Origin of the sequence: Sphingopyxis sp. 113P3, from assembly GCF_001278035.1 — a bacterium.
Classification (GTDB): Bacteria; Pseudomonadota; Alphaproteobacteria; order Sphingomonadales; family Sphingomonadaceae; genus Sphingopyxis.
Genome location: NZ_CP009452.1, coordinates 3,507,995 through 3,523,326, shown reverse-complemented (window position 1 = coordinate 3,523,326; position 15,332 = coordinate 3,507,995). Strand labels below are relative to the sequence as shown.

Below are 15,332 nucleotides of genomic sequence, written 5' to 3'. Positions count from 1 at the left end.
GAGAAACCCATGACCAGACAAGTGAATATCGGGATCGGCGAGGAAGATCGGGTTGCGATCTCCGAAGGCCTGAGCCGCCTTCTGGCGGACACCTACACCCTCTATCTGACCTCGCACAATTTCCACTGGAACGTGACGGGGACGATGTTCAACAGCCTCCACACGATGTTCATGACGCAATATACCGAGCTGTGGAACGCGATCGACCCGATCGCTGAACGTATCCGCTCGCTGGGTCAGCCCGCACCGGGTTCCTATGCGCAGTTCGCCAAGCTCAGCTCCCTGCCTGACGCGCCCGAATCGCCGCCCAAGGCGCTCGACATGGTGGACATTCTCGCCAAGGGCCACGAAGCGGCGGCCCGCACGGCGCGCGCGCTGTTCCCACTGGTCGAGAAGGCGAGTGACGAGCCGACCGCGGATCTACTTACCCAGAGAATCGCGCAGCATGAGCAAACCGCCTGGATGCTACGCGCCCTACTCGAAGACTGAGGCGGAATGGGCGACAGGGCATGACCGCGCCCAATCGCGGCCGCGCCGGATCACCCGCAATGATAAGGAGGAATTGGAATGTTCCGAAATGAAGGCACCATAGACCGACTGTTGAGGGTGATCGTCGGCCTTGTTCTGATCGCACTGGTCTTCGTCGGTCCGCGCTCTGCGTGGGGGTGGATCGGCGTCGTTCCGTTGCTGACCGGGCTTGTCGGTATGTGCCCCATCTATTCGTTGCTCGGCATCAACACTTGCCCGAGACGCTGACGAAATCGGTCGGATTGCATTGAAATGAAGCCCTGGCCGCCGCGATGCGAGCGGCCAGGGCGGTCGCTGGATCAGGAAACCGGGGCGGCGTGTTGCTCGGAGCCTTCGCCCATTCCCTGAGCTGGCGCAGGAGCCGCGCCAGCGCGCACGCATTCCTCGATGCGGCGGCCCACATCGGCGTCGACGCTTTTCCAATAGTCGATGGCGCGTTCCAGCACCGGCGAGCGGACACCGCCAAGCAAGCTGCCGGCGACCGTATCCACGAGCCGATCGCGCTGCGCGTCATTGAAGACTTCACGCACTAAGATGCCGGGCTGCGTGAAATCGTCATCATCGGCCCGAAGCGTGTAGGCCTGCCGCACCATGTCGCCATCGGTTTCCCAGCCATCGGCCACCGGCCCGGTTTCGTCGGCCCAGCTCCGTCCGCCGCTATTGGGCGCATAGACCGGGGCATTGCCGCTGTGCTGATAGGCCATCTGTCCGTCGAACATATAGCTGTTCACCGGCACCTTGGGCTGGTTGACGGGGAGCTGGTGGAAGTTCGTCCCGATCCGGTTGCGCTGCGCGTCATTGTAGGCGAACGCGCGGCCCAGCAGCATCTTGTCGGGCGAGAGGCCAATGCCCGGCACCGTGTTCCCCGGCGAGAAGGCCGCCTGCTCGATCTGCGCGAAGAAATTTTCGGGATTCCGGTTCAGGGTCATCGTGCCGACCTTGATGAGCGGATAGTCCTTGTGCGGCCAGGTCTTGGTGAGATCGAACGGATTGATACGGTAGGTCTTCGCTTCCACATAGGGCATGATCTGCACGAACAGCGTCCAGCTCGGATGGTCGCCGCGCGCGATCGCCTCGAACAAGTCGCGGCGGTGATAATCGGCATCGGCTCCCGCCATCGCCGCCGCTTCGGCATTGGTGAACTCGGCCGTGCCCTGATTGCTGTGGAAGTGATATTTGACCCAGAATTTCTCGCCCTGGGTGTTGATCCACATATAGGTGTGCGAGCCGTAGCCGTTCATGTTGCGCCAAGTCCGCGGCAAGCCGCGATCGCCCATGAGATAAGTGACTTGATGGGCCGATTCCGGGTTCAGCGTCCAGAAGTCCCATTGCATATGATTGTCGCGAAGGCCGCAATCGGGGAGCCGCTTCTGGCTGCGAATGAAATGCGGAAACTTCATCGTGTCGCGAATGAAGAAGACCGGCGTGTTGTTGCCGACGAGATCGTAATTGCCCTCGCTGGTGTAGAATTTGAGGCTGAAGCCGCGCACGTCGCGCCAGGTGTCGGGACTGCCCGCCTCGCCCGCGACGGTCGAAAAACGCGCGAGCATTTCGGTCGAAGCGCCCTTCTGGAACAAGGCCGCGCGCGTGTAGGCGGAAACGTCCTCGGTCGTCTCGAACACACCGAAAGCGCCCGATCCCTTCGCGTGGGGCTGGCGCTCGGGAACCTTCTCGCGATTGAAGTGCGCCATCTGCTCGAGGAAATGAACATCGTGCAGCAGGATAGGGCCATCGGCCCCGATGGTTAGCGAATTGCGGTCGCTCGGCGCCGGCGCGCCAGTGCTCATCGTCGATCCGGTAGCATTATTGGTATCTGGCATGGCTGCTCTCCCTCTCCGGCAGGGCGGCAGTCCGCCGACTCCCTGCGAACAGCCAATCATACGCTGAACTGGCTAAGCCTCAATACAAAGATAGGGTAATTCTGTAAGCATGCTAGACTGCCGTCCGAATCTCCAACGGCGTAAGGACAAGGCGATGGCTTCGATAGAGCTGGCGAAGATCCTGCTCGACGCGCTCGACGACGAGCGGAAGGCGGAGGCGACCTATGCGGCCGTGATCGCCAAGTTCGGCCCGGTCCGGCCCTTCTCCAACATAATCGAGGCCGAACAACGCCACGCTTCGGCGCTCGAACGCCAGCTCCGGCGCCTTGGGCTGACCGTTCCGCCAAATCCGTGGACCGGAAAGGTATCGGCGCCGGCGACGTTGAAAGAGGCTTGCGAAAGCGCCGTCGAAGGCGAGATCGAAAATATAGCGCTCTACGATCGGCTGATTCCAATGATCGACGATCCTGCCGCGCGACAGGTCATGGAAAATCTGCAAGCCGCCTCGCGCGAGCGCCACCTTCCGGCGTTCAAGCGATGCCTGGAACGCGAACAAGATCGAGGCCGCGTGTGATACAAGGAAGCTCCTCGTAGCGTCGAAAGCGAGGGCCTGAAGGAATGAAGTATGACCAAGTTTGTTTTTGATGCGTCGATCTTTGTGCGGCCCGGGCATGAAACAGACCCCGGCGAGTATTCCGACGAAACCCGCGCCGAAATCGCGAAGCTCCGTGTCCTATATCCGGAACTGGCGCATTGGGGCGACCTGGCCCTTGGCGGTGCGTTTGGCGAAATGTCATCTGTGGACGCCCCGACGAACGCAAGCGGTAATTTGGGTATGATTGCGCGTAGATCGGATGCTGCCATCTGTCCGGCCTCGTAGTGCAGCGACATTAGCTGCGGGCCCGTATGGGAGTTCGCGGATCGGATCCAGATCAGACGAGCGTGCTCAAGGCACAAGAACATTTCCTGGTTTTCCGACCCCGTCTTGCCGACTGTTGCGCCATACCCTCCTTCGACCGCTTGTCGTCCTCCGACGACCTCTGATGGCTGCCTGGCTTATGCCGCTGCCGCCACCGGAGCCCTGTAATCCTCGTTCTTCATGAGCAGCGCCCAGACGATGCGCGCCGTCTTGTTCGCCTGTGCGACTGTGACCAACATGCGCGGTTTGCGCGCCAGCATCCCGTCGAGCCATGATCCTTCGGGCGCCCCGCGCCTGCTCGCATGCAGGATCACCGAACTGCTGCCGATGATCAGCAATCGCCGCAGCGTACGTTCGCCCATCTTGGATGTTCGACCCAGCTTCGTCTTTCCACCCGTTGATTTCTGCAGAGGTGTGAGCCCAAGCCAGGCAGCAAAGTCACGACCACGTTTGAACGTTTGTGCTGCTGGTGCCAATGCCGCGATCGCAGTCGCCGCAATCGGTCCGATGCCTGGAATGGTCATCAGTCGGCGCGCAACTTCATCTTCACGGGCGCGCCGAGTAATTTCCTTGTCGAGGTCAGCGATCTGATCATCGAGTTTCTCGAGCAGGTCGAGCATAATCCGGAACATCTCCCGCGCCGCATCCGGCAGTGATGCCCCGCCCTCGTCATCAATCAGCTCGCCAAGCACTGTCACCCAGGAAGGCCCTTTCGGAGCCACCCACCCGTATTCTGTCATGTGCCCGCGGATCGCGTTGATAGTTTGCGTACGCTGACGAACCAGCAGATCCCGTGTGCGGAATACCAGCGCTGAGGCCTGCTGCTCCTCACTCTTCACCGCTACAAACCGCATGCTTGGCCGCTGCACTGCCTCGCAGATCGCCTCAGCATCGGCTGCATCGTTCTTCTGGCGCTTTACGAAAGGCTTCACATAGGCCGGTGGGATCAGCCTCACTTCGTGGCCCATGCGTATCAACTCGCGGGCCCAATGATGTGCCCCGCCGCAGGCCTCCAGCGCCACAAGGCACTTTGGCTGTCCAGCGAAAAACTCCAGCACCTTTCCGCGTGCAATCCGTCGGCTAAAAACCTGGTGGCCCCCAGCATCCGCGCCGTGAGCCTGAAAGACATTCTTTGCGATATCCAACCCGATCGTGATAACCTCTGCCATGGACGCCTCCTTCTCATAGGTGTTCTGCAACACCTACCTTGGCACATAGATGCCGTCGGGGGGCGTCCACCCCATCAGACGACGTTCTGAGTATCAGTTGGGCACATTTTCTATTCGAGACGCGCGAAGAGTTTTTCCTTGGATACTGCTGCTGGCGTCAGACCCGAGGGGACTGGCATGGCGGGATCGACTTTGACAGGCTCGAAGCACTTACCGACTGGAAGTGAGCCTCACTGGCCGGTGGTGGCGTCGGATCGGCGGGATCAGGGAACGAGGATACTGCTCGCGTCGACGCCGGTCGCGCCGGTCTTGGTGTCGATGGCCGTCACGGTAACGGCATAGGCGCCAGCCATGTCAGCAGGGAATGCGCCGGTGAAATAGCCGGTTCGGCCGCCATAGGACAGGCGGACCTCGCCGGCGGGCCGACCGTCGCGTAGGATCGTGGCCCGCACGTCATAGCGCGCCGCATCCCAGATACCGCCAGGCTCGATCGGACAACCGCACATCAAGGCGACGTTGGCCGCGAGCCGCACGCCCGCGCCTACGCCGCCGCGCTGGTGCGCAGCCGGTTCGACAAGATCGACCACGAGGCCGGGCAGTTCGAGAACCCAGCCATCGCCCTGCGTCGCGGGTCGTCCCGGCACGATCCAGCGCTGGGCGGTGACGCGCACCGCTGCCTGTGGCTGTGCGAGCGGGCCATAAGCCTCGACTTCGACCAACCTCGGTTCGTCGATGTCGATCCGCGTCCTGAAGGCGGCCGATGCCTCGTCGGCAAGCGGCGTGCCGCGCGGGCCTCCCGTCATGATCCGGGCCGTGTCGCCGGTCGATCCCGCCGTGCGGCCGTGTGCGAGCACTTCGCCGCTTCGCACGTCGCGGAGGATGATCTCGGCCCCGCCCATCGACGTGCCGACGAATTTGCCGCCTTCGCTGATGACGCGAATGACAAGATCGGTCGGTTCGGCCGCGGCCGTCACGGGAAGGCCGGCAAGGATAAGCGCCGACAGACGGACAAGAGCGCCTGACCTCATTGGCCTCCACCCCCGTTCCTGATCGCGCGCGCCAGGGCGGCATCCTCCCACCGAATCGAAAAGGCTCCGCGAAGCTGGCCCGGTGCAAAGCCCGTCGCCTGATCTTCGGGATAATGCGCGCGGATCGCCGCCGTCACTTCGGGCGCGATGTTTTCGCCATGACAGGCAAGGCACATCGGCATGGTGGGTATGGCGCGCATATAACGATATTCGCCGCCCTCCCGTGCCGTCCAGCGCTTGGGTCGACCTTCATCGTCGATCGGCGCGGCGGTCCAGCTCGCCATGACGCGCTGCTCCGTCGCATCGGCCTTGGCGGCGGGGTTGCGGGTCTTGAGCGCGGTGCGTCGCACACTCGCTCCACTTTCCTCCAAGAGCTGCGCCGCAAGTGCCGGGGCGATGCTCGAACAGACGCCGATAGCACCTTGCGGCCCCTCGGCCGCCATCGCGGCCGTAAGCGCGCTCAGCAATTCCTTCTGGAAACGATCGGCCAGGATCTCGGATCGTGCTTGCGCTTCCTCGGCCATCCTTGCCCGATCGTCACCCAGCTCGTGCGGCGCACAGGCCGATAACGCCAGACCAGAGAGCAACGGAAGGACCACGCGGCGCATCGGGATTTCTCAGGACTGCCCAGCAGCCGGCCCGAAGCGGTCGCACAGCATGTCGATCAGCTTGCGAACGTCCTCGTCGGCAAGGCTGTAGTAGATGGTCGTGCCGTCTCGGCGGGTCTTGACTAGGCCACCTTCACGCAGCTTTCCAAGGTGCTGCGAAACGCTGGACTGCGATTGCTCGCACAGCTCCACCATCTGCCCAACGGCAAATTCACCCTGCGTCAACCGGCACAGAATCAGCAAGCGCTGTTCATTGGCGAGCAGCTTCAGCACGCTCGCCGCTTGGGCGGCGTGCTGAGCGAGGAGCGCGAAGGGCGTATCGAGCGGCATCATCTGGTTGCAGGCTTCCCATCATCTCGGAGCACAATGTAAATGGCCGGAATAACCAGCACGGTCAGCAGCGTCGAGGACGCAAGGCCGAACAGCAGCGAAATAGCGAGCCCCTGAAAGATCGGGTCGGTCAGGATGACGGCCGCGCCGATCATTGCCGCGGCGGCGGTGAGGACGATCGGCTTGAACCGGATCGTTCCCGCTTCGAGCAGGACATCGCGCAGGGATTTGTCGGGCGTTGCCGAATGCCTGATGAAGTCGACCAGCAGGATAGAGTTTCGCACGATGATGCCGGCGAGCGCGATGAAGCCGATCATCGACGTCGCGGTGAACGGCGCGCGGAACAGCATATGCCCGATGACGATGCCGACAAGGGTCAGCGGCACCGGAGTCAGGATGACCAGCGGCAGGCGGAAGCTCCTGAACTGCGCGACGACGAGTATGTAGATCCCCAGCAAGGCGACCATGAAGGCCCCGCCCATGTCGCGGAATGTGACCCAGGTGATCTCCCATTCGCCGTCCCAGAGCATCGACGGCACGCTTTCATCCTCGGGTTGCCCATTGAGGCGGATTTGCGGCTTCACCAGCCCCTGGGCCGCCCAATCATGGTCGTCCACGGCGCGATCGACGGCCAACATGCCGTAGATCGGCGCTTCATAGGCCCCGGCAAGCTCGGCCGTCACCATGTCGGCATAGCGACCATCGCGGCGGAAGATGGCGGGGCTTCCCGTCTCGGTGCGAGCATCGACGACCGCGCCCAGGTCGATGAGCTGGCCGCCCGGCGTTTGCGCGACGGGTGTGCTCGACAAGGCCTGCGTCCAGCTCCGGTCCTTCTGTTCGAGCGCGATGGTGATCGGAAGCGGCGTGCGGCCATCGCCGCGCGGCGCATAGCCGACCGTCTGGCTCCCCATGAGCATTCCGATGCTGTCGGCGATCTGGCGCTGCGAGAGGCCATAATAGTCGATGCGGTCGCGCTGGATGTCGAGACGCAACTTGGGCCGCGGCGTTCCAAAACTGTTGTCGACGTCGACGATGAAGGGGACGGATTTGAAAATTTTCTCAAGCTCCGTCGCCGTTTTTTCGCGCGTGGCCGCATCGGGGCCATAGACCTCGGCGAGCAAGGTCGCGAGCACGGGCGGCCCCGGAGGCGTCTCGACCACCTTGATCGACGCGGTTTCAGGGAGCTTCAGCGCCTTCAACCGCTGGCGCAGGTCAAGCGCGATCTGGTGGCTCGACCGGCTGCGCTCGCCCTTGGGCAGCAGCGTCACCATGACGTCGCCCTGTTCGGGCTGCGAGCGCAGGAAATAGTGCCGGACAAGGCCGTTGAAGTTGAACGGCGCCGATGTGCCGACATAGGCCTCCATAGACGTTGCTTCGGGCAGGCCGCGCACGATGCCGGCAACGTCTTCCAGCACGCGGCCCGTATTTTCGAGCGCGGTGCCTTCCGGCATGTCGACCACCACCTGAACCTCCGACTTGTTGTCGAAGGGAAGCAGCTTCACGGTCACAGCCTTGAAGTAGAACATCGAACAGGCGACCAGCGTCGCCACACCGACGCCGATCAGGAAGTTGCGCGCGGACGTGCGTGTGTCGATCACGCGATGCGCGACGCGGGCATAGAGCTGCCCCAGCTTGCCGCCGCTTTCATCGTGGCCGTGGCCCGCTGCCAGCGTCTTGCGGGCAAAGCGGATCATCAGCCACGGCGCGATCACGACCGCGACGAAGAACGAGAAGATCATCGCGGCCGAAGCGTTGACCGGGATCGGCGCCATATACGGCCCCATCAATCCCGACACGAACAGCATCGGAAGCAGCGCCGCGACCACGGTCAAGGTGGCGACCACGGTCGGATTGCCGACTTCGGCCACCGCCTCGATCGCCGCCTGGGCGCGGCTGCGGTCATCGTCCATCGCCCAATGGCGGGCGATATTCTCGATCATGACGATCGCGTCGTCCACGAGGATGCCGATGGAGAAGATGAGCGCGAACAGGCTGACGCGGTTGATCGTGTAGCCCATCAAGTTCGACGCGAACATGGTGAGCAGGATCGCCGTCGGGATGACCACGGCGGTCACACCGGCCTCGCGCCACCCGATCGCGAAGCCGATCAGCACCACGATCGAAACGGTCGCCAGCGCCAGATGGAACAGCAGCTCGTTTGCCTTCTCGTTCGCCGTCTCGCCATAGTTGCGCGTGACCGCGACCGTGACGTCATCGGGGATCAGCTTGCCTTTCAGGCTGTCGACGCGCTCAAGGATGGCGTCGGAAACGACAACGGCATTGGCCCCGGCCCGCTTGGCGAAAGCGATGCTGACGGCAGGCGCAGAATGCCATTTGCCGTTCTCGGCCCCATTGTCCGACTTCGACCAGCGCCACGCGCGGGCCTGATCCTCGCGCGGCCCCTGCGTGACGCTGGCAACGTCGCGCAGATAGACAGGGGCGCCAGCGCCGGACCGCACGGTAAGCAATCCCACTTCCTGCGCCGACGACAGCGTGCGGCCCGCGGTCACGCCCACCGCCTTGCCGTCCTCGCGGATATTGCCCAGCGGGAAGCTGCGATTGGCCTGGCTCGCCGCCTCGATCACGCTGCCTAGCGGCACGCCATATTGGCGCAGCTTCGCAGGATCGGGTGCGATGCGGATTTCCTCGGGGCGTCCGCCAACGAGGAAGCTGATGCCGACATTATCGACTTTGGCGATCTCGGTGCGCAGCTTCGAGGCCAGCTCGTAGAGGCTCGCGTCGTTCCACTGGCCTGCGGCTCCCGGCTTGGGCGTGAGGGTCAAGACTACCGTGGGAACATCGTTGATACCGCGCACCGTCACCTTGGGATCGGGGATGCCGACGGGTTTCCTGTCCCAATTGGCGCGCAGCTTCTCCTCGATGCGGATCGCTGCGTCTTCGGGGTTCGATCCGACGAGGAAGCGCGCCGTCACCATCACGCCGTCGTCCTGCGCCTGCGTATAGACATGCTCCACGCCGTCGACGCTCTTGACGATCGTCTCGAGCGGGATACCCACCAGCTCGGTCGCGTCGGCGGCGGAGAGGCCGGGGGCCATCACCTGAATGTCCACCATCGGCACGCTGATCTGCGGCTCCTCTTCCCGGGGGATGGAAAGAAGGGCCAGCAGACCAACGGCGATCGCCGCGAGAAGGAACAGCGGCGTCAAGGGCGAGGCAATGGTGGCCCTGGTGAGGCGACCGGAAATGCCGAGATTCATGGGCGCGCAGCCTTGGCAGGCTTACCGGGGGCAAACAGCGTGTCGCCGGCAGACACGCCGCTCAAAATCTCGACCATGGCGGGGTCAGCGGTCGGCGCGATCTGCACCGGCACCATGCTGAGCCGCTTGCCTTCGCTCACCACCTGGACCTGATCTATCCCGTAGCTTGTCGTGACGAACGTGCGCGGCACCACCAGCGCCTTGCGCGTGCCGATCTCGACCGACGCGCTCACGCGGCGGCCGACAAATTGGGTTGAGAGGCCAGGCAGCGTCGCATCGACGCGAACCTGGCCCCCGGTGATCGCAGGATAGACCTGCGTCACGCTGCCCTGGTGCGACCCAGAAGGCACCCCTGCACTATCCAAGGCTGTGTCGTTGACGATCACGCGCGCGCCGGGGCGAACCTGCCCCGCGACCGATTCCGGCAGCATCAGGCGCAGGACCGGGGGGCCTGCGGTGACGGTCGCGATCGACATGCCCGGCGCGACCGGCGCGCCTGCGGGAATATCCGCGCGCAAGACCCTCCCGCTTGCCGGGGCGATCACCGCCCCTTGCCCCGCGACGCTGGCGCTCGCGCCCTGCTGCGCGCGCGCGGCGGCAACCTGCGCGTCGGCCGCGCGTGCGGCGGCGACGGCCTGATCCAGACGCGCTTTGGCATAAACGCCGTTGTTGTAGAGGTCGCGGATGCGCGCGAGGTCCGCATTGGCTCGCGCGGCTTCGGCCTGAGCAGCGGCGGCCTGCGCACCGTAGGCGCTCGTCTGGTAGCCAAGCCGCGAGTCGACGATCATGCCGATGCGCTGGCCCTTCTGCACCGTGTCTCCGGCGCGCACCGAAAGGGAGGTCAATATGCCGGGGATGCGGGCGAGGACTTCGGCCTGGTCGCGGGTGGCGATCTCCGCGCCAACCGCCTTCATGTCCGCGATCTCCTTGGGGACGAGTCGCACCATGTCGCCTGCGGGCAATGTCGCCGACGCCTGTTCCTGCTCCGGCTTGCTACCGCACGCCGACAGCGCCAGCGCGGCGCTTGCCAACCAGAGCCACTTGCCCCTGCCGCTCATCATGCCGCTCATTCCCCTCTTCCGCGCTTAGCCGCCAACCACCGGCAAACCGGCGTCTTTCCATGCGCCGATGCCGCCAGCGAGATGCGTGTCGATCGCGCTCTGGGCCTGCACGCACTGGTCAAGCGCTTGTCCGGAACGCCGCCCGCCCGCGCATTGCAGCACGACCGTCCGGCCTTCGGGATCAGGGATGTTACGAGGTGAAAAGCCCGACAGCGGCATGTTTACTGCGCCTGCGATGTGGCCGGTCGCAAACTCGCCGGCCTCGCGCACGTCGATCAGCAGCGCTTTGCCGTCCTTCAGCATGGCGTCCAGCTCGGCGGGGCCGATCTCGCGGTGAGCATCACGTTTCTTGAATCCGAACATGGTTGCCTCTTTCAGTTTGTAGATTGCATATAACGTGTAATGATTATATTAGTCAATGTCATTGAATGAGGAAGGATCGCAGATGGACAAGCCGTTGATTGTGGTATTGGGCGCAGGTCTGGGAGGCACGATCGCCTCCTATGAGATCAAGGCCGCCGTCAAAGGCCGCGCGGACGTGATGACCGTATCCGACACGGATACCTATAGCTTCATCCCCTCCAACCCGTGGGTCGCGGTGCGCTGGCGCGAGCCGGAAGCGATCCAGGTCCACCTTCCCCCGGTGTTCGCGAAAAAGAAGATCGGCTTTACCTCGGTCGGCGCCAAGCGACTCCATGCGAGCGAAAAGCGACTCGAACTCAATGACGGAACATCAATCACTTACGATTATCTTGTAATCGCGACCGGCCCCGATCTGGCGTTCGACGAGATCGAAGGCCTGGGACCACAAGGCCATACCGTCTCGGTCTGCCAGACCGCCCATGCCGCCGACGCGGCCGATGCCTTCGACGCCTTCGTTGAAAATCCCGGCCCGATCGTCGTCGGCGCGGTCCAGGGCGCGTCCTGCTACGGCCCCGCCTATGAATTCGCGCTGATCCTCGACACCGAACTGCGCCGCCGCAAGATCCGCGACAAGGTGCCGATGACCTTCGTCACCGCCGAACCCTATATCGGACATCTCGGCCTCGATGGCGTCGGCGACACCAAGTCGCTGCTCGAGAGCGAGCTGCGCGACCGTCATATCAAATGGATCACCAATGCGCGCGTCGCCAAGGTCGACGCCGGCGTCATGCACGTCGAGGAAGTGAACGATGACGGCTCGGTCAAGAAGGCGTATGACCTGCCGTTCGGCTATTCGATGATGCTCCCGGCCTTCCGCGGTGTTCCGGCGGTCAGCAATATCGAGGGGCTGACCAATCCCCGCGGCTTCATCATCATCGACAAGCACCAGCGCAATCCGGCCTTTCCGGAAATCTTCGCGCTCGGTGTTTGCGTCGCCATTCCGCCGACCGGACCGACCCCGGTGCCGGTGGGCGTGCCCAAGACCGGCTTCATGATCGAATCCATGGTGACGGCGATCGCCGCCAACCTTGCTTTGATCCTCGAAGGCAGGGAGCCGACCGCCGAAGCGACATGGAACGCGGTTTGCCTTGCCGACTTCGGCGATGGCGGCGTGGCTTTCGTCGCCCAGCCCCAGATTCCGCCGCGCAACGTCAATTGGGCATCCAGCGGCAAGTGGGTCCATTTGGCTAAGATCGGCTTCGAGAAATATTTCCTGCGCAAAGTCCGCAAGGGCGAGAGCGAGCCTTTCTACGAGAAGCTGGCGATGCACGTCATGGGCATCCGCAAGCTGCGTTTCTGATCGTCATTTAGCGAAGGAGTGCAAAGATGACTCTCGATCGTGCCGTGATGGCGTTCGCCGGATGTGTCGTGTTGCTGGGCGTGGTCCTGTCGCTCACCGTGCATCCGTGGTGGATAGCGCTGACGGCTTTCGCCGGCCTCAACATGATCCAGGCCAGCTTCACCGGCTTCTGCCCCGCCGCGATGGTATTCAAGGCGCTGGGCGTCCGTCCGGGGACCGCCTTCAAATGATCCGCAAGCGGTCGATCCCCCTCCCCCTCTTGGCCTGCCTGCTCGCGAGCGTCGCCATGCCGGCGCAGGCGACGACGCTGGAAGAGGCGATCGCGGCCGCTATGATCCATGCGCCCGAAATCGAAGCGGCGCGCGCGGACGCCGATGCCGCCGATGCCCGGATCAAGGAAGCCAGAGGCCAGGGCCTCCCCAGCGCCACGCTGAGCGGGACGATCGGCTATGGCCGCCTCGATCCGCAGGGCTATTTCGGGCTTCCGGCTGCGAACGTCACTCCCCGCGCCGCGCAGCTCACCATCGAGCAACCTTTGTTCATGGGCGGCAGGATCAGCGCCGGGATCGCGCAGGCGAAAGCCGGGAGCGAGGCCGCGCACGCGGGCGAAAGCATGACGCGCAGCCAAATCGTCGTCGCGACGGTCCAGGCCTATGGCGACGTGCTGACCACGCACCGCATGGTCGCGCTCTACGAACAGATGGTCGGCCAGATGGAGGAGATCCAGCGCCAGGCTCGACTTCGCTTCAAGGCCGGGGAAAGCCCCAGCACCGATGTCGCCCAGGCCGCGGCCCGTCTTGCCGAAGCCCAGGCCGCGCTTGAAGCGGCGCGCGGCGTTGCCGTCTCGGCCGATGCGCGGTTCACCAATCTGACCGGCCTTGCGCCGCAGGATTTGCAGCCCCTTCCGGCAAACCCGGCCATGCCGGGATCGCTCGATGAAGCGCTAGACATTGCGCGGGCACACAACCCTGCTCTCGCCCAGGCGGAAGCCGCATTGGAGGCCGCCCGCGCTGGCGCGAGGGGCGCGCGAGCGGAACGCTTGCCCACGGTCGGGGCATTCGCGGAAGGCTCCACGATCCGCGACCAGTTCTTCCCCGACTATCGTGCCGACGGCGCCACGATCGGCGTGCGCGCGCGCTGGCAATTATTCTCCGGTGGGCGCGTCTCGGCCAAGATCACCGAAACCGACAGCGCAGTTAGAGCTGCCGATGCCCGCGTGCGCGCGGCGCGGTCCGCCGTCGATGAACAGACTATCAGCGCCTTTCAGGGCGTTCGATCCGCGGTGCGGGTCGAAACCGCCGCTAGGCAACAAGCCCTTGCCGCTGCGCAGGCACGGGACAGCGTTCGCCACGAGGTCCGCGTTGGCATGAAGCCTCAACTCGATCTGCTCGATGCCGAACGCGAAGCCACCGCGGCCGCCGTGAGCGAGGCACGGGCGCAAGGCGATCGCATCGTTGCAGCCTACCGGCTGCTCGCCCTCCTCGGGCGCTGAATTTTCACACGGGAGACACTATGCACAAGGATTGGCCCCAGATGGCCGCCGAACTGAACGGCGCCATCAAGGAAGTGCGGCTCGGCACCCCCGAAGTGATGACGGCCTTTTCCGCGCTGGCAGAGGCGGCGACCAACGCCGGCGCGCTCGATGTGAAGACCAAGGAGCTGATCGCGCTTGCCATCTCGGTGGCGATCCGCTGCGATGGCTGCGTGGCCTTCCATGCCAAAGCGGCCGTCAAGAAAGGCGCAACCCGCAACGAGGTCATGGAGACGATGGGGATGGCCCTCTACATGGGCGCCGGTCCCAGCCTCATGTATGCCGCGCAGACCGTCGAAGCCTTCGACCAATTCGATGGGGATCGAACCTGAGATCGATAGATGGAACCTACAGCCCGCTTACGATGTCTAGCAGCGGATGCCGTCTATGATCGAGCTGCGCCAACTCCGCTACCTGATTGCGGCGGCTGAGGCGGGTAGCTTCAGTCGAGCGGCGCGCAACCTCAACATCAAGCAGCCGACGCTGAGCCGCTACATCCTCGAAACCGAGAAGCGGCTGGGGATGGCGCTGTTCGACCGCAAGACGCGCGGCGCCACCCTGACGGCAGACGGGGCGACCTATCTGCGGGTCGCCAAGCGGATCATGAAGGAGTGGGACGAGCTGGACGCCTGGGTCAGCGCCACGACCAACGGCCATGCCGGCAAGCTGGCGGTGGGCTTCTATACGTCCTTCTCGGCCGGCAACCTGCGCGCGACCCTGAGCGAGTTCGGCGCGCGCCATCCCGAGGTGAAGCTGCGCGGGTTCGAGCGCGACCGCGAGATGCTGCTGGCCGGGATCGAGAACGGGCTGCTCAACATCGCCATCATGATCGGCGAGGCGCCGCATCCAGGGCTGATGAGCCGCTCCTTCTGGAGCGAGCGCATCCTGGTGGCGATGCCGGAAACGCACGCGCTCGCGACGCGCGAACGCATCCACTGGACGGACCTGACCGGCGAGCGGTTCTTGCTCACCGAGCAAGATCCCGGTCCCGAGACGCGCAACATGCTCCTGGGCAAGCTCGGGATGCCGGGCTACTCGCCGGAGATCGACATGGACGACATCAGGCGGGATACCGTGCTGAGCGTCATCGCGCTCGGCGGGCACATCTCGATCGTCGCGGAATCGGCGCTCGGCATCCACGTCCCCGGCGTGGTCTTCCGCGAGGTCCACGAGACCAACGGGCACACGCGGATCGGCTTCTCGGGCTATTGGCGCGAGGACAATGAAAATCCGGTGCTGCGCCGTTTTCTTGAGTTCGTCACCGCCCGCTATTCGATGCCGTCCGTGCCTGGGCCGCAACCACTGTTTCAGCAACCGGGAAAGGAGCCGTCATGACGCAAGGAAAGACACTCATCATCGTGCTGGTCACGCTCATCATCGGGTTCGGGGCGGGCTTC

At 64.1% G+C, this 15,332-nt stretch carries 17 protein-coding genes; 9 read left to right on the top strand and 8 right to left on the bottom strand.

What is annotated here, in order from left to right; genetic code table 11:
- The first annotated feature begins 9 nt into the window (after positions 1-9).
- On the top strand, positions 10-489 hold the full coding sequence (locus LH20_RS16995) for a Dps family protein (RefSeq protein ID WP_050794208.1): 480 nt from the start codon (positions 10-12) through the stop codon (positions 487-489).
- A 78-nt stretch (positions 490-567) separates the two neighbouring features.
- Positions 568-756 (top strand): YgaP family membrane protein, encoded by a 189-nt coding sequence (locus LH20_RS16990; protein WP_007406004.1) that lies wholly within the window; start codon positions 568-570, stop codon positions 754-756.
- Between the two features lie 71 nt (positions 757-827).
- Here LH20_RS16990 and LH20_RS16985 read toward each other — a convergent pair whose 3' ends face one another.
- Entirely contained in the window at positions 828-2,348 is a 1,521-nt protein-coding gene (locus LH20_RS16985) for a catalase (RefSeq protein WP_053555247.1), read from the bottom strand.
- Between the two features lie 154 nt (positions 2,349-2,502).
- Here LH20_RS16985 and LH20_RS16980 point away from each other — a divergent pair, with 154 nt between their 5' ends.
- Together LH20_RS16980 and LH20_RS16975 are read left to right on the top strand one after the other, a co-directional pair.
- Positions 2,503-2,922 (top strand): ferritin-like domain-containing protein, encoded by a 420-nt coding sequence (locus tag LH20_RS16980; RefSeq protein WP_053555246.1) that lies wholly within the window; start codon positions 2,503-2,505, stop codon positions 2,920-2,922.
- A 51-nt stretch (positions 2,923-2,973) separates the two neighbouring features.
- A complete protein-coding gene (locus LH20_RS16975) occupies positions 2,974-3,228 on the top strand; it encodes a hypothetical protein (RefSeq protein ID WP_053555245.1) in 255 nt (84 codons plus the stop codon).
- 176 nt (positions 3,229-3,404) lie between these two features.
- Here the strand turns inward: LH20_RS16975 and LH20_RS16970 are convergent, their stop codons facing one another.
- The 7 genes from LH20_RS16970 to LH20_RS16940 all read right to left on the bottom strand — a co-directional run bounded on the left by LH20_RS16970 (position 3,405) and on the right by LH20_RS16940 (position 11,044).
- The gene (locus LH20_RS16970) at positions 3,405-4,436 is read right to left on the bottom strand and encodes an IS110 family transposase (protein ID WP_053555244.1); all 1,032 of its coding nucleotides are present in this window, start codon (positions 4,434-4,436) and stop codon (positions 3,405-3,407) included.
- A 263-nt stretch (positions 4,437-4,699) separates the two neighbouring features.
- The gene (locus tag LH20_RS16965; RefSeq protein ID WP_053555243.1) at positions 4,700-5,464 is read right to left on the bottom strand and encodes a hypothetical protein; all 765 of its coding nucleotides are present in this window, start codon (positions 5,462-5,464) and stop codon (positions 4,700-4,702) included.
- Positions 5,461-6,072 (bottom strand): Tll0287-like domain-containing protein, encoded by a 612-nt coding sequence (locus LH20_RS16960; protein WP_053555242.1) that lies wholly within the window; start codon positions 6,070-6,072, stop codon positions 5,461-5,463. The genes LH20_RS16965 and LH20_RS16960 overlap by 4 nt, the downstream gene beginning before the upstream one ends.
- A gap of 9 nt (positions 6,073-6,081) precedes the next feature.
- The gene (locus LH20_RS16955; protein WP_012049910.1) at positions 6,082-6,405 is read right to left on the bottom strand and encodes an ArsR/SmtB family transcription factor; all 324 of its coding nucleotides are present in this window, start codon (positions 6,403-6,405) and stop codon (positions 6,082-6,084) included.
- Positions 6,402-9,620 (bottom strand): efflux RND transporter permease subunit, encoded by a 3,219-nt coding sequence (locus LH20_RS16950; protein WP_053555241.1) that lies wholly within the window; start codon positions 9,618-9,620, stop codon positions 6,402-6,404. The genes LH20_RS16955 and LH20_RS16950 overlap by 4 nt, the downstream gene beginning before the upstream one ends.
- The gene (locus LH20_RS16945) at positions 9,617-10,681 is read right to left on the bottom strand and encodes an efflux RND transporter periplasmic adaptor subunit (protein ID WP_053556346.1); all 1,065 of its coding nucleotides are present in this window, start codon (positions 10,679-10,681) and stop codon (positions 9,617-9,619) included. Before LH20_RS16945 ends, LH20_RS16950 begins: the two co-directional genes overlap by 4 nt.
- Positions 10,682-10,705: 24 nt before the next feature.
- On the bottom strand, positions 10,706-11,044 hold the full coding sequence (locus LH20_RS16940; protein ID WP_007405942.1) for a rhodanese-like domain-containing protein: 339 nt from the start codon (positions 11,042-11,044) through the stop codon (positions 10,706-10,708).
- Between the two features lie 82 nt (positions 11,045-11,126).
- Here LH20_RS16940 and LH20_RS16935 point away from each other — a divergent pair, with 82 nt between their 5' ends.
- The 5 genes from LH20_RS16935 to LH20_RS16915 are packed head-to-tail and all read left to right on the top strand — an operon-like array spanning position 11,127 to position 15,270.
- The gene (locus LH20_RS16935; protein WP_053555240.1) at positions 11,127-12,404 is read left to right on the top strand and encodes an NAD(P)/FAD-dependent oxidoreductase; all 1,278 of its coding nucleotides are present in this window, start codon (positions 11,127-11,129) and stop codon (positions 12,402-12,404) included.
- Positions 12,405-12,430: 26 nt separating this feature from the next.
- Positions 12,431-12,634: a YgaP family membrane protein gene (locus LH20_RS16930; RefSeq protein WP_012049905.1), complete on the top strand. Its 204-nt coding sequence runs from the start codon at positions 12,431-12,433 to the stop codon at positions 12,632-12,634.
- Complete coding sequence (locus LH20_RS16925; protein ID WP_053555239.1) at positions 12,631-13,896, top strand: TolC family outer membrane protein; 1,266 nt, start codon at positions 12,631-12,633, stop codon at positions 13,894-13,896. The genes LH20_RS16930 and LH20_RS16925 overlap by 4 nt, the downstream gene beginning before the upstream one ends.
- 41 nt (positions 13,897-13,937) lie before the next feature.
- Positions 13,938-14,267 (top strand): carboxymuconolactone decarboxylase family protein, encoded by a 330-nt coding sequence (locus LH20_RS16920; RefSeq protein WP_235527007.1) that lies wholly within the window; start codon positions 13,938-13,940, stop codon positions 14,265-14,267.
- Positions 14,268-14,322: 55 nt separating this feature from the next.
- Positions 14,323-15,270 (top strand): LysR family transcriptional regulator, encoded by a 948-nt coding sequence (locus tag LH20_RS16915; RefSeq protein WP_053555237.1) that lies wholly within the window; start codon positions 14,323-14,325, stop codon positions 15,268-15,270.
- Positions 15,271-15,332 lie beyond the last annotated feature (62 nt).